Here is a 15,507-nt window from a genome sequence, read left to right on the forward strand (position 1 = left end):
GCTTAAAAATTCGTGGCGGCAGGTAGTGCCGACACGTTAAACGCTTGTAAGAGGTTTTAGAAGACTAACGCAACTTAATGTTGCAATGCCTAAACCGTTGACGACAAGAATCACCTTGCTTTAGCTGGGTGAGCTTCAAGTATCGGGGTTTACCGCTATCAGTCAATCATCAGGCGGAAAAAGCGGGCTTAAACAGCCAGATGCTCCTGCAGGTTTTTAAGCATTTGCGCCGTTGCTCCCCAAATTAATCTGTTTTGGTAGGGGATGCAGTAGGTGAAGTGACGTTTTCTGTTAGCTAATAAGTGATGTTTATAAAAATGTTGCGGATCTAATAAGTAGGGAAGCGGCACTTCAAAAACACCGCGCACTTCCTGCTGATCAATTTGGATATTATGGTCACTATTAACAAAACCCAGAAAAGGGCTAACCACAAACCCGCTTATTGTCGGTAATTCAGGCAGTGAACCAAAGATATCCACCTGACACTGTAAAATACCGATCTCTTCTTCTGTTTCACGCAGCGCGGTGTGCAGCAGAGAAAAATCAGACTGTTCATAGCGGCCGCCGGGGAAACTAATCTGACCGGGATGGTGACGCAGATGTAAGGCCCGCTCGGTAAAGAGTATGTTTAATCCGTTTTGACGCTCTATCAAAGGCAACAAAACAGCGGCTTTTTTTAGGGTTTTCTGATTTAAATTAAAGGGATTTTTATGCACATGTCGTTTTGCAATGTCGCATCTGTTATGAAATAAAAAACGATTTAAAAATGTCTGCTTGTTCATTGACTGACCGAAATGAAACAAAGATGATAATCATAATAACAGTAATTTAAAGCAGGGTAAAAATTTAACCTTGGAAGAGCGGTACGCTCTATTAAAATCGCCTATTTTTCTTTTTTGTGAACTTTATTTGATTAATGCACCGTTCTGCGCTCTTCTGTTTATCGACGTTGTTATCTTTATGGTATTTTTATTTATCGTTTGTGCATAGTTGTGCTCCTTGCGTTGCAGTCACACCGGAAAGTGATTTCAGAAGCATATAAAATAAAGGGACTTACAGAGATGAAAAATTTCAACTATCTAGCCGGGTTGTGTATTGCAGTGCCCCTATTCAGCTTTGCAGATCCCACTGCACAAGATTTCTCAGAGATGGGCTTTGATGAACTGATGCAGATTGAGGTCACCTCGGTCAGTAAAAAAAGTGAAAAACTTTCCGAAGCAGCCGCCGCTGTTTATGTAGTCACTGAAGATGAAATTCGCCGCTCAGGTGCCACTAATATTCCCGAAGCCTTACGTTTAGTTCCCGGTGTGGATGTCGCACAGATTGATCCCAATAAATGGGCGGTCAGTATTCGCGGTTTTAACGGCCGTTTTGCCAATAAGTTATTGGTGCTGATTGATGGCCGCAGTGTTTACACTCCTACCTATTCCGGTGTTTACTGGGAATACTTTGATTACCTGATGGATGATATTGCCCGGATCGAGGTGATCCGCGGACCGGGCGCTACCCTGTGGGGGACCAACGCGGTAAACGGTATTATCAATATTATTACCCGCGAAGCCGGTGAAAACCCGGGCGGTTCACTTTCCCTTGCTGCCGGCAATGAATATCAGGGCGCTTCGCTGCGTCAGGGCGGCGAAATTTCTGACAATGCCCAGCTGCGCGCTTATGCCAAAGGAAGACGTTTAGATGAGTCTGAAAACCTTGCCGGTGAAGATCAGGATAATGGCGGTGATTATCTGCAGACCGGGTTTCGCCTGGATGCTCAACCCAATGAAGAGCAGTGGCTGACCCTGCAGGGGGATCTGTACCGCGATGATCTCAGTCAGCAGCATACTTTTCCAACCTTTGAATCGCCTTATAATTATCAAGTAGTTAATGGTGATATTGAAGCTAAGGGCGGCAACCTTAATCTGCGCTGGGGTTTGTTAACCGGACTGGATTCTGAGTTAAGCGCCAGATTCAGCTACGACTTTTATGATCATCAGGAAGTTAAATATGGTGACAACCGCGATACTTTTGATCTTGAGGTACAGCACCAGTTCAGTCCGCTGACAAATCATGACCTGGTATTGGGTGCCGGATACCGTCTGAGTCAAAATGAGTTTACCTCCTCGATATATGCTTCAGTCTTAGATGCAACGAGTAACAGTAAGATCTGGAACCTGTTTATTCAGGACACTATCCATTTTCGACCGCAGAATATCGCATTGACACTGGGCGCTAAGTTTGAAGGTAATAATTACAGCGGCACGGAATTTCAGCCGAATCTACGCGCCAGCTGGGTGCCCAGTGAGCGGTTGACCTGGTGGGCGGCGCTATCCCGGGCGAAACGCTCGCCTTCGCGTGCTGACACTGAAGCTCTTGTTAATGCGAATATGGATATTAGTGTTTATCCTACCTTAATACAGGTTCAGGGGGGGGAGGGGTTTCAATCCGAGCAGTTGGATGCTTATGAACTAGGTGTTCGCTGGAGTCCGCTGCCAAAGCTCTCTGTCGATCTGGCCACCTTTTATAATGACTATTCCGATTTGCGCAGTTATATTCTTGAAGACTTGGATTATAGTAATTATCCGCAGTATCTGCTGCAGCCGCTTGAGTTGGATAATAATATTGAGGGGCGTAGTTTGGGCGGGGAACTGTTAATCACCTGGCAGGCAACGCCGCGCACCCGCTACCGCTTTGTTTATAACTATCTGGATATACAGCTTGAAGATAGTGAGAGTCTCAGCGAGGAATTGATTTCTCTGGATGAAGACAGATCCCTTAAACATCAGCTTTCCCTGTGGGGGAGTTTTGATCTCAGTAAGTCCCTGGAGTTGGATTTACGCCTTTATTATACGGATCAGCGCAGTTGGGGGAATCAATCAATCGACTCATCTGTCAATGGAGATTTACGCCTTGGCTGGCAGGCAACGGATTCACTGGTTTTATCTTTAGTCGGGCGTAATCTGCTGCATTCTGCCTCGCAGGAGTTTATTACCGAGTCCTGGTCACTTTCTTCTTCTTCAGCTATTGAACGCAGCGTATTTCTTAAAGGAACGTTAAGCTGGTAATTGTTCCGGGAGAATATCATGGTAAAAAAATCTATACGGTATTTTTGCCTGCTGTTATTTTGCTGGTCAGTAACTGTAGGTAAAATACGCTCTGTATCGGCAGCGCCGGCAGCCATTAACACTTTAAAGGTGGCTTATATCTATAATATTGCCAAGTTTACCCGCTGGCCGGAAAACACCTGGGCGAGTACAGATGCGCCGTTTAAGCTTTGTTTCTACGCTAAAAACGGCTTTCAGGATGGACTGAAAACACTGGAAAAAAAAGAGGTTAACGGCCATCCGATAATATTACTCAAACCTGAACAGGAAGCTGATTTTCAGCAATGCAATGCTTTTTATATTGATACCGAGGATCGCCGCCGCTACCGCTATCTGCTCTCTTTAATCGATCCTAAAACCGTACTTACTATCAGTGATGACACTCCTTTTTTTGATTATGGCGGACTGGTTAATCTGGTTGAAAAAGATCAACGGCTGCGTTTTGAAGTGAATATGCAGCAACTCGCCCACTCCCAACTGAAGTTTAGTTCCAAGCTGCTTAAGCTGGCGATCCTCGTTGATAATACAAGGTAATATTAATGAAAAAACTTACACATCTTTCATTACGCAGTCAGTTAACCTCGATCGGATTATTTTCGGGTGCTGCGGTAAGTCTGATGATAGTGCTGTTAATCGGTTTTATGCAGTATCAGCACAGCCATACAGATGCGAAAAATCAGCTCCAGACGCTGGCTAAATTAATGGCTTCCCAGAGCACCGCTTCGGTTGCTTTTTTCGATCAGGAAGCCGCCAGAGAAAATTTGGCTAGTTTGGCAGCCAAGCCTGAAATTGTACTGGCGCGAATTTATGACAACGATCATCTGTTACTGGCCGAATATATTAAGCCTGATTTCGCGCAGCAGCAGGATAACCGGCTGCTGCAGATGGCGTTGCCGAATTTACAGCAAAGTGATCTGGGCAGTGTACTTTACCATATTGAGCCGATTCACTTTAATGATAAGCTGCTCGGTAATGTACTGCTGGTCAATGATTACAGTCTACTGAACGAGCGTTTATTAAATCAGCTTCGCTACGCTCCGGTTATTTTAATGCTCGGCACCTTGCTCGCCTGGACGCTTGCCTCGCGCATGCAACGCCTTATCTCATTTCCTTTGCTGCAGATCACTGAGGTGATGCAGGAGGTTTCTGAACAGAAAAACTACCATATACGTATCCCCGGTCAGCGCCATGATGAGATAGGCTCTCTGATACAGGGTTTTAATATGATGTTAGAGCGGGTGGAAGTACGTGATAAGGAGCTGCAGAACCACCGGGATAATTTAGAGGAAAAAATCACTCAGCGTACTCAGGAGCTGATCCTGGCGAAAGAAAGTGCCGAAGCGGCTAGCAAAGCTAAAAGTGAATTTTTAGCGACTATGAGCCATGAAATCCGTACTCCGATGAATGGTGTGTTGGGCATGACTGAACTACTGCTTAATAGCAAGCTTGATAGCAGGCAACAGCGGTTCACTGAAACTGTTTATCAGTCGGGTAAAAATCTGCTGGCCATTATTAATGATATTTTAGATTTTTCCAAAATAGAAGCGGGAAAAATGGAGCTCGAGTCGATTGAGTTTAATTTGCGCGATCTGATCGAGGAGCTGGGAGTGCTTTATGCGGACGCCGCATACCGTAAAAAAATAGAGCTGGTGATTTCTATTCCGCCGCATTTCCCCGGTATCTATCAGGGTGATCCGGTGCGCTTGAGGCAAGTACTGAGTAATCTGCTTAATAATGCGATTAAATTTACCGATCAGGGACAGGTATTATTACGTGTGACCGAGCAGGGAGGAGAGTATCTTCAATTTGAAATTGTAGATACGGGAATCGGTATTAACGAGAATAAACTAGCCCATATTTTCTCCTCTTTTTCCCAGGCCGACAGTTCAACTACACGCAAATATGGTGGTACAGGGTTAGGTCTGCCGATTGCGCGCAGATTAGTTGAAATGATGGGCGGAGAATTAAATGTAGTATCAGAGGTCGCACAGGGCAGCCGCTTTACTTTTACGCTTGCCTTAACCCAGCTGAAAGATATAGGTTCCAGTATGCCAATAGGATTAGCTCAGCTGCGCAATAAGCGCTTACTGGTGGTTGATGACAACTATACGAACAGGGAGCTTTTCAAAGAGCAACTGGCAGCCATTGGTATCCGCTGCGATCTGGCCGATGGTGGCCAACAGGCATTACAACTGATGCAGGCTGCCCAAACAGAGCTGCGCTGCTATGATCTCCTTATTCTGGATATGCATATGCCGGGGATGGATGGATTGCTCTTAGCGGCGAAAATTCGAGCCAATTCTGACTGGCAGCAACCACAAATGGTGATGCTCAGCTCGGTAGAAGCGGATCCTGAGTTATTAAAAGAAAATCAAATTGCCAGCTTCCTTAATAAACCGGTATTACAAAAAGAGCTTTATCACTGTTTAGTACAGGCTTTTAAAGGGGAAAATACGGATCTGCAGGAGGAGAGTGCGAATCTCTCTGAGTTACGCTTTGATTATCCTTACCGTATTTTGGTTGCTGAAGATAATAAGGTTAATCAGGAGGTTGCACTGGTGATGTTAGAGTCTTTCGGACTGCAGGTGGATATTGCTGAAAACGGTCTGACGGCCGTTGCAGCCGCGCAGCAGCAGAGTTATGACCTTATTTTAATGGATATGCAGATGCCGGAAATGGACGGACTGGCAGCAACACGCAAAATTCGCCAACTGGAATTAAGCGGACAACTTTCTGCCAAAAATGCAATCGTAGCATTAACGGCTAATGCGATGGATGGTGATATGGAGTCCTGCCTGGAGGCTGGCATGAATGGATATCTGAGTAAACCTTTTTCAGCCGTACAGCTTTATGATGCAATCACCCCGTGGCTGGATATTCCTTGTGAGGTAAAATTAGAGAAGATTGTTAACGTGGATATTCGAGATAGTTCAGAAATTATCAACAGCGAAGTTCAAAGTGCAGAAGCGCATGTAGATCCAAAAGCACTGGAAAAAATTGCCGCACTCAGGCCGGGGCAATCAGAGCCTTTACTGACTAAAGTGATTCACCTGTTCTTGGAGACCCTGGAAGAGAGCTTAACCCTGTTGGCTGACCCATCCCAACAGTCCGCAAACATCCGGAAGTTAGCGCATACATTAAAATCAAGCAGTGCAAATGTGGGAGCTCATCAGCTTGCCGAGTTATGCAAGCAGTTGGAGCAGGCCGCTATGGCAGAAGTTTTTTCTGTGATACCCGGGCTTATCTCTCAAATCAGGCAGGAGTCTGGTGCTGTGAAACGTTATTTTTATGAAAAAACATAGTTTTTTCCTGAGGCTCTATGGATAGAAAATCGATATTGGTAGTGGATGACGATGAGATGACCCGGCTGCTAATTAGTCAGGCGTTATCACCGGAAATGTACCGTATTATTGAAGCACAGGATGGCGCTCAGGGCTTTACTCTGTTTAATGAGCAGCTGCCTGATTTAGTGCTGTTGGATGTTGAACTGCCTAAATTAAACGGCTTTGAAGTGTGTAAACTGATTCGAGAATCTGCACAGGGTAATGATGTTCCGATTGTAATGATTACCGGAATGGATGATACAAAATCCATTGAAACGGCTTACCGTATGGGGGCAACAGACTTTATGTCCAAGCCGCTTAACTGGTCTTTGATTACCCATCATCTGCGTTATGTCCTGCGTAACAGCCACTATTTTGAGTCACTGAGAAAAAGCGAGCAGCGCCTTGAAAATGCCCAGGCAATTGCCAAATTAGGCCACTGGGAAATAAGCGGTGTAGAAGGGCATCTGTTACTTTCCCGACAGTTGACGAATATGTTCTCTTTACATGCTTCGCAATTTGAATATGGTCTCGATTATCTGATCGCGCTTATTCATCCTGCTGAACGTCTATATGTAAAAAATGTATTGCTACAGGCATTTTGTGATGGCGAAGCATTTAATCTGGATGTAAGAATAAAGTTAGCTGACAATCAGTTGTTATATGTACAGTTACAAGGCAAGTTATTGGAAAGTCATAACAATGGTTCGCCAGTCCTGAGCGGCGTAATACAGGATGTGAGTGAGCTTAAAAAATCCCAGAAACGCCTTATTCATACCGCCCATCACGACTCGCTAACCAATTTACCTAACCGTGTACTTTTCCTGCAGCAGCTGGAACGGGCAATGCAGCGGGCAGATCGCCTGGAACGTAAAGCGGCCCTGCTGTTTATTGACCTGGATCGGTTTAAAAATATTAATGATTCATTAGGGCATGACGCCGGTGATATTCTGTTGCGTGAGGTTGCACAGCGTTTTAGCGGGGCAATGCGTAATTATGATATGGTCGCGCGATTTGGCGGTGATGAGTTTGCTATTATTCTGGATGCGATAGAAAATGTGCAGGAAGTGATTTCGTTTATACAGCGTATAATGAAACTGTTTGATCAGCCATTTTATTTACGCAATAAAATGCTTTATGTGGAAGCCAGTGTGGGTATCAGTCTTTATCCCGATAACGGCAAAGATACCGAGGCGTTATTACGCAATGCCGATACGGCGATGTATCAGGCAAAAGGCTCCGGGCAACAGCAGTTCGCTTTTTATTCCTGCGATCTTACCGAGAGTACAGTGCGGCGCTGGTCAATCGAAAATGAGATGCGTAAGGGATTGGAAAGCGATAGTTTTAGACTTTTATATCAACCAAAAGTGCGCACTGATACAGAGCTTATTACAGGTGTTGAGGCATTAATTCGCTGGAATAACGGCGATCAGCTAAGCGTATCTCCAGATGAGTTTATCCCTATTGCAGAAGAAACCGGATTGATTATTCCCATCGGTAAGTGGGTGATCCAGCAGGCCGTAGGGCAATTACGGGCCTGGCAGGGTACGGTTTGTGAAAATTTAACAATTGCCGTTAACGTCTCTGTCCGCCAGCTGTATGGTGATAATTTTCCCGATTATATTGCCGACCTGCTTAGCCAGGAGAGAGTGAGTGCCGCACTGCTGGAGATTGAGATCACCGAGAATCATCTGGTGCTAAATAATCACGATGGTGATTGTCAGGCGACGCTGAGACGGTTGAGTGAGCTGGGCATAAAAATGTCTATTGATGATTTTGGCACGGGGTATTCCTCTTTTTCCCAACTTAAAAACCTGCCCATTTCCACCTTGAAAATCGACAAGTCATTTGTTGATAATATTCCCGGAGATAAGCAGGATATTGCCATTATTAAATCTATTATCAGTCTGGCAAATAATCTCGAATTAGAGGTTGTAGCAGAGGGCGTCGAAACTGCTGAGCAGCTTATCTGTATGCGTAATTTGGGTTGCGATCTGATACAGGGATATTATTATTCACGCCCTGTGAGTGCAGAGAAGATCTCTCTCCAGCTTGAAAATAAAGATGTTCATAATGTTGTGCCTTTGCAGAAAGGGAGTATCCGTTAATAGGATACCCCATTGCGATGCTTAGCTTATTGTTGCGTGAATTCGCTCTTTTAAAAGCTTAATTTGGTTGAAATAAAATGCACACGTTCCTGACTGTCCGCGCTGCTGTTTTGCCCGCTGATATCGCGGTTCATTTCAAACTCGGATAATGATTGATATTGATATTCAAGGTCGAAGGAGATCAAATTATTAATTTTTCTGGTGCCGCTAAAGCCTAAGTGCCACTGCGGTTCTATCGCGGAGAGAGGATTATTGTTCTCAATAGCAAGCAGCGGAGTATCGACGCTAAGGGCTGAAGCTAAGGTCCAGTTGTTTAATTGATAACTGACGGCTGTGCCGGCACTGTAAATATCATCATATTCGTCATCAACACTGCTCCATTTCTGCCAGTCGGCACGGACAGCCAGGGTCAGTTCATTACTAATAAAATGCTGTACACCTAAGCCGATTTTTTGCGGAGAGCGGCTGGTAAAATCCTGCTGCTGGCCTGCTAAGACTAACTCATACTCTAAACCTTGGTGATAAACCGCATCAATTTGCGTGTTTTCTGACAGGCGGTAGAGAGCGGCCATGGTAAATGACGGGCTAATAACCGTCTCACTGGCCGGTTCCTGACTTTCCCAATCCTGTTGTTTTTTAAAGGTTGCAACCTGACCGATCATAGTGCCTTCTATCGACAGCTGCTGATTAACCCGATAGGAGATACCGGTCATTAAACTATCAATCTTGAGGGGATCTGCAGAGCTGGGGATAAAACGCTGCGTCAATTGATGGTTGGCTATTTTTTTCATGTGAATTGCTATATCGGGGACGCTGTTTTCTCTGGTTGGCGGGGTCTGAAAATCACCGCAAAAATCTGAATGGCCGGAAAGCAAAGCTGATAACTGCAGGTTATCTGCAATATCATTTAGATCTTTTATTTCATGGGGGGGATTACTCCAGATATGATCAAGTGCAGGTATCCGCTGGCGCTCGGCACAGACCTGGCTGCTTAACAGCAAACTGATCATTATCGGGTAGTAAATAAGCTGTAATTTATGCATCCGTGCCGTCCATTACACCAAGGAGTGCTAACTATTAATAATATCAATGCATTAATAATAGTATTTTATGGACAACTTTCCAGATGGTTTTTTAGCGTTGATTCAAAAATGTTAACTCAGTGGTTTATAAGCTTTTTTGGCGATTAATAATGCCCGTTTGGGCGCGGGATGGCCTTCAACGGTTTTGCTTGGATCATCCGGATCTAAATAATCTTCCAGAGACTCATTGGTCATCCAGGCGGTACTGCGCTGTTCACCGGTCAAGGTATCATTAATATCGGCAATGCGGACATCTTCAAAGCCGCATTTTTCAAGCCAAAGTTTAAGTGCCTGCGCGCTGGGTAAAAACCAGATATTGCGCATTTTCGCATAACGATCCTGCGGTACCAGCACCGCATTTTCATCCCCTTCAATGACCAGTGTTTCCAGAACCAGCTCACCACCTTCGACTAATTGATCCTGTAGCTGAGTAATATGATCCATCGGTGATTTGCGATGGTATAAAACCCCCATGGAAAAAACCGTATCAAAAGCCGCTAGTTTGGGCAGTTCCTGAATCCCCAATGGCAGCAGGTGGACATTTTGATCTTTATTGGCGAAATGACGCACCGCCTCAAACTGGCATAAAAACAGATCGCTGGGATCGATTCCCACGACAAATTCAGCACCTTCACCACGCATCCGCCACATGTGGTAGCCACTGCCGCAACCGACATCCAACACATAACGATATTTAAGCGGGCTGATATGCGGTAACAGGCGATCCCATTTCCAGTCACTGCGCCATTCGGTGTCGATATGGATACCGTGAATAAAAAACGGACCTTTGCGCCAGGGGTGGAATTTTTGTAATAAATTCTCCAGTTTTTTGCTCTCACCGGAGGATAATTCATTGCCTGAGCCTACTTCGACATGTTCCTTAAGTTCGATATGTTTGGTATTGATATCCGGGAGTTTATTTAATACGCGGATCCAGCCGGCTAATTTTCCATGCACATGAGTATTTTCCCAATTATGCAACTGGCTGGGCAGGGTGCGTAGCCAATGGCTTAAACGGTTTTTAGCAATAATGCTGTAGAAGTTGGTAAAGTCGATCATGATGAACCTTGTTATACCCCCAAAAAATCCCAGACGTGAGTCGGGAACTAGTGAGAGTATTAACTAATTAATAGAATTGGCTTATTTAATGCTGATTATTGAACCGAAATTAAAACACTGGTACCAGAGATCGTTATGCTTAAAGCCGGCTTGTTGCAAACGCTGATAATGCTGCTCTACGGTATCGGCAATCAATACATTATCTAATGATGCGCGTTTTTGGCTGATTTCCAGTTCGCTGTACCCCTGGCTGCGTTTAAAGTCTAAATGCAGATCGATTAACAGCTGGTGGCTTAGCGGATCTTCAAAAACAAATTTTTCCGACAGTACCAATACACCGCCGGGCAACAGGCCTTTATAGATATTGGTGAGCAGACTCAGGCGTTTTTCAGGAGTTAAAAACTGCAGGGTAAAATTTAATATGACTACCGATGCGTTTTCAATATGGATATTACAGATATCATCACAAAGTACCGCAACCGGTATATCTGATTTATAAGCATGGATATATTGTTCGCAGCGCTCAACCATTGCCTGGGAATTATCCACGGCAATAATCTGACAGCCTTTTTTATTCTGCAAACCGCGGCGCATTGACAGAGTGGCTGCGCCTAAAGAGCAGCCAAGATCATATAAATTGCTGTTTTCCACCGCGCAGCGGTTGGTGATCATGGCGATGCTGTTAATAATTTTTTCATAACCGGGCACAGAACGTTTGATCATATCAGGAAATACCTGCACGACTTGTTCGTCAAAAGTAAATCCACCTACTTGTGCAAGTGGTTTACTGTAGATATTGTCTGTTTTACTCATCTGATTTTACCCGTTGATTGTGCATGCAAAGATTTTGAGGGGCGTATTTTACTTAAAATAAAGTAGATGGTCATTTTTTTATTTAGCTGTGTTGCTATTAACTGTTTTCTTCTATAATGCTGCAATTATTTTTTATATGACATTTAAAACAGGGAACAATAATGCGCACTATGTATTGTGGCGAAGTGACTGAAGCAGTCCTAGGTCAAGAAATTGAGTTAGTAGGTTGGGTTAACAAACAGCGTGATTTAGGCGGCGTTATCTTTTTAGACATGCGTGACCGTGCCGGTATCGTACAGGTCTTTTTTGATGCCGACACACCACAAGCAACAGAACTTGCCACTACTGTCCGTAATGAATTCTGTATCAAAATTAAAGGCCAGGTGCGTGCACGTCCGGAAGGTCAGGTAAATAAAGATATGACCACCGGTGGCATTGAAATTCGCGGCCTTGAGCTGGAGGTGCTAAACCGTGCTGAGCCTTCACCATTGGACAGCAATCAGAACAATAGTGAAGAGCAGCGTTTACGCTACCGTTACCTTGATTTACGCCGCCCGGAAATGGCTAAACGGATGCAGTTCCGTGCTAAAGTAAGCAGCTTTGTGCGCCGTTTCCTCGATGATAATGGTTTTCTGGATGTTGAAACGCCAATTTTAACCAAAGCGACGCCGGAAGGTGCGCGTGATTATCTGGTACCGAGCCGTACCCATAAAGGTCAGTTTTTTGCTTTACCGCAATCTCCGCAGCTGTTTAAACAGTTGTTAATGATGTCCGGGTTGGATCGTTATTACCAAATCGTTAAATGTTTCCGTGATGAAGACTTACGTGCGGATCGTCAGCCTGAATTTACCCAAATCGATATTGAAACTTCGTTTTTGGATGCGGATCAGGTGATGGATCTCACTGAAGAGATGATTGTCAATCTTTTCAAAGAGATGCTGGATGTTGATTTAGGTAAATTCCCGAAAATGACCTATGCGGATGCAATGCGCCGTTTTGGTAGTGATAAACCTGACCTGCGTATCGACTTTGAATTAATTGATATTGCCGATTTAGTTAAAGACGTGGAATTTAAAGTCTTCTCTGATCCGGCCAACGATCCGGACAGCCGTGTTGCGGTGATCTGTGTGCCCGGTGGTGCTGCGCTTTCGCGTAAAAATATCGATGAATACGGTAAATTTGTCACTATTTACGGTGCTAAAGGGCTCGCATGGATGAAGGTCAACGAGGCAGCTAAAGGCCTTGAAGGGGTACAGTCACCCATCGCTAAATTCCTGAGCGAAGAGGTTGTCACTGAGCTGCTTGTCCGTAGCGGTGCTAAAGATGGTGATATCATCCTGTTTGGTGCTGATAAAGCGAATGTTGTTGCAGAGGCGATCGGTGCATTACGCCTGAAAGTGGCAGAAGATTTAGGACTGGTTAACGATCAGTGGAAACCACTTTGGGTTATCGACTTCCCGATGTTTGAACCGCTGGAAGATGGGGCATTAACACCGCTGCATCATCCGTTTACCGCGCCGGTTAATCTGACTGCAGCCGAGCTGGAAGCCAATCCGGTTGGCGCAATCTCCAATGCCTACGATATGGTATTAAACGGTTGTGAGCTGGGTGGTGGTAGTGTGCGTATTCATAAGCAGGATATGCAGGCGGCTATTTTTCGTATCTTGAATATCAGTGATGAAGAAGCAAAAGATAAGTTTGGTTTCCTACTGGAAGCATTACAGTTTGGTGCTCCACCGCATGCCGGACTGGCATTTGGTTTAGACCGTCTGGTGATGCTGATGACCGGCACCAGCTCAATTCGTGAAGTGATCGCATTCCCGAAAACAGCTTCTGCGGCCTGCCCGTTAACCAATGCACCCGGTTTTGCTAATCCGGCTGCACTGGCTGAGCTAAATGTTGCTGTAATTGCCGAGCAAAAGAAAGCCGGCAAAGAATAAATAAACTGCTTAGACGGTTAACAAAAAGGGATGGCGAAAGCTGTCCCTTTTTTATCCATTTCAGCTTGTCATAACAATCAACAGATCAACATATTGCTAAACTGATATCTCTGGCATATATTCAGCAGATTGTTATTTTGCTAGGCGATTCGCTGTGACCCATATTCATCTCCCTGATTCTGCTCCTTTTGGTACTTTACTCGGTTATGCACCGGGCGGGGTAGCCGCTTACTCCTCTGATTATGAAACTGCCAGCGACAGCGAATATCCCAAGCGCAGTTCTTATCGTCATTATCTTGACGGCATCTATATGGGTTATAAATGGCAGTGCGTTGAGTTTGCCCGGCGCTGGATGTATCTTAACAAGGGGTATATTTTTGATGATGTGGCGATGGCCTATGAGATATTTAATCTGCGCTCAGTCAGGGATATCGCCAGCAATTCCAGACTGCCTATGTTTGCCTTTGCTAATGGCAGCAAACGTCATCCTGAGCCCGGCAGTTTATTGATCTGGGCTGAGGGCGGGGAGTTTGAAGAAACCGGTCATGTCGCTGTGGTCACCGAGGTGTTTGCCGATAAATTACGCATTGCCGAGCAAAATGAAGGCCATCAGATCTGGCCGGACGGGCGCTCCTACAGCCGCGAGTTAATCGCGACCACCACGGAAGAGGGGGAGTATTGGTTACAATGCTCCTACAATGATGCCACCATCTTAGGCTGGATGACGCAAACCGATAATGATCAGCATGCTGAGCCGACGGAGATTATCGATAAGCAGCTTTTTTGCCTGCAAAGCCGCAGGGCAAAAGATCGCGGTCGCAGTACAAAATCATGGCTGAATGTTGCAAACGAGGATGAAGCCGCCTACGTCAAAGCGATGCATGGTCATAAGCTCACCAGTGTTGGCGAAGATCAGCTGCGCTATTATGTATTGTCGGAAACTGCCCATGAAAGCTTAATCCGGGCGACCAATGAACTGCATGCGCTGTTTATGCACGCCACAGATTTTGTGCTGGAGCACCCAAAGCTGCTGGAAAAGTTTAATCTGCCCGCGCTGCTTTTACCCAAAATCCGCCAGTCATGGGATAACCGCCTGAATGAGCTGATTACCAGCCGCTTTGATTTTGCGCTTGCTGATACGGGAATGAAGGTTTATGAATACAATTGTGATTCCGCCTCCTGTTATATGGAAAGTGCAAAAATACAGGGTAAATGGGCGCGCCATTATGGCGTGACAGAAGGACAGGACAGCGGCAAAGAGCTGTTCGCTGCGCTGGTTAAAGCCTGGTCTAAAAGTAATGCGCGAGAACTGGTGCATATTTTACACGATGACGATCCTGAAGAGCGCTACCACGCCCTTTTTATTCAGGAAACGTTACAGGCTGCAGGGATAAAAACCAGGGTTATTGTCGGTTTTGATAGCTTGCAATGGAATGAAAATGGTCACATTATCGATGCTCAGGGCAAAGTGCTTACCTGGGTGTGGAAAACCTGGTCATGGGAAACTGCCTTGGATGAAATCCGCTGTCAAATAGAAGCGGATGCGCGTTTAACGGAGCCTTTTGAGCCACGCTTTAAGCAGGGTAAAACACCCCGACTGGCTGATGTTCTGCTCAATCAGCACATTATGATTTTTGAGCCGCTGTGGACCCTTATTCCCAGTAATAAAGCGATTTTGCCGGTACTCTGGTCATTGTTTCCCAACCATCCTCTGCTGCTGCAAACTGAGTTTGAGTTAAGCACGGAGCTGCAGGCCGGCGGCTATGTCAGTAAACCGATCGTCGGGCGCTGTGGTGCAAATATTCAACTGGTCAATCAGGACAATGATATTATTGAGCAAACCTGCGGTAAATTTACAGCACAGGATCAGATCTATCAGGCGCTCTTTCCACTGCCGCGGGTTGATGGTTATTATGTTCAGGTTTGTACTTTTACGGCGGCAGGTAAATATGCGGGCAGCTGCCTGCGTGTTGATCCGAGTATGATCATCAGCAAAGACAGTGACTGTATGGCGTTACGTTTTGTTGATGATGAGCAGATCACCGGGCAGCACAACTAAATTTTTTGCGCAACAAAGTAATAGAAAA

The 15,507-nt window shown here is 45.2% G+C and carries 10 protein-coding genes; 6 read left to right on the forward strand and 4 right to left on the reverse strand.

Annotated elements, in window-relative coordinates:
• Positions 1–188 precede the first annotated feature (188 nt).
• Entirely contained in the window at positions 189–782 is a 594-nt protein-coding gene (locus ABZA00_RS04535) for a CoA pyrophosphatase (protein ID WP_372880952.1), read from the reverse strand.
• Positions 783–1,061: 279 nt separating this feature from the next.
• Here ABZA00_RS04535 and ABZA00_RS04540 point away from each other — a divergent pair, with 279 nt between their 5' ends.
• The 4 genes from ABZA00_RS04540 to ABZA00_RS04555 are packed head-to-tail and all read left to right on the forward strand — an operon-like array spanning position 1,062 to position 8,526.
• Positions 1,062–3,056: a TonB-dependent receptor plug domain-containing protein gene (locus ABZA00_RS04540; protein ID WP_372880953.1), complete on the forward strand. Its 1,995-nt coding sequence runs from the start codon at positions 1,062–1,064 to the stop codon at positions 3,054–3,056.
• An 18-nt stretch (positions 3,057–3,074) separates the two neighbouring features.
• The gene (locus ABZA00_RS04545; protein ID WP_372880954.1) at positions 3,075–3,629 is read left to right on the forward strand and encodes a YfiR family protein; all 555 of its coding nucleotides are present in this window, start codon (positions 3,075–3,077) and stop codon (positions 3,627–3,629) included.
• Positions 3,630–3,634: 5 nt separating this feature from the next.
• A complete protein-coding gene (locus tag ABZA00_RS04550) occupies positions 3,635–6,397 on the forward strand; it encodes a response regulator (protein ID WP_372880955.1) in 2,763 nt (920 codons plus the stop codon).
• A 17-nt stretch (positions 6,398–6,414) separates the two neighbouring features.
• Positions 6,415–8,526 carry an EAL domain-containing protein gene (locus tag ABZA00_RS04555; protein WP_372880956.1) on the forward strand — a complete coding sequence of 704 codons (2,112 nt, stop codon included), beginning with the start codon at positions 6,415–6,417 and terminating at the stop codon, positions 8,524–8,526.
• A 50-nt stretch (positions 8,527–8,576) separates the two neighbouring features.
• On the opposite strand, the gene ABZA00_RS04560 is transcribed toward ABZA00_RS04555, so the two are convergent.
• From ABZA00_RS04560 to cmoA, 3 genes are all read right to left on the reverse strand, one after another.
• Positions 8,577–9,569: a hypothetical protein gene (locus ABZA00_RS04560; protein ID WP_372880957.1), complete on the reverse strand. Its 993-nt coding sequence runs from the start codon at positions 9,567–9,569 to the stop codon at positions 8,577–8,579.
• A 111-nt stretch (positions 9,570–9,680) separates the two neighbouring features.
• Complete coding sequence (gene cmoB / locus ABZA00_RS04565) at positions 9,681–10,667, reverse strand: tRNA 5-methoxyuridine(34)/uridine 5-oxyacetic acid(34) synthase CmoB (protein ID WP_372880958.1); 987 nt, start codon at positions 10,665–10,667, stop codon at positions 9,681–9,683.
• Positions 10,668–10,748: 81 nt separating this feature from the next.
• The gene (gene cmoA, locus ABZA00_RS04570) at positions 10,749–11,480 is read right to left on the reverse strand and encodes a carboxy-S-adenosyl-L-methionine synthase CmoA (RefSeq protein ID WP_372880959.1); all 732 of its coding nucleotides are present in this window, start codon (positions 11,478–11,480) and stop codon (positions 10,749–10,751) included.
• 161 nt (positions 11,481–11,641) lie between these two features.
• On the opposite strand from cmoA, the gene aspS reads away from it, so the two are divergent.
• On the forward strand, positions 11,642–13,420 hold the full coding sequence (gene aspS, locus ABZA00_RS04575; protein ID WP_372880960.1) for an aspartate--tRNA ligase: 1,779 nt from the start codon (positions 11,642–11,644) through the stop codon (positions 13,418–13,420).
• A gap of 154 nt (positions 13,421–13,574) precedes the next feature.
• The gene (gene gss / locus ABZA00_RS04580; protein WP_372880961.1) at positions 13,575–15,479 is read left to right on the forward strand and encodes a bifunctional glutathionylspermidine amidase/synthase; all 1,905 of its coding nucleotides are present in this window, start codon (positions 13,575–13,577) and stop codon (positions 15,477–15,479) included.
• Positions 15,480–15,507: the final 28 nt, after the last annotated feature.

This window comes from Psychromonas sp., from assembly GCF_041586535.1.
Lineage (GTDB): Bacteria > Pseudomonadota > Gammaproteobacteria > Enterobacterales > Psychromonadaceae > Psychromonas.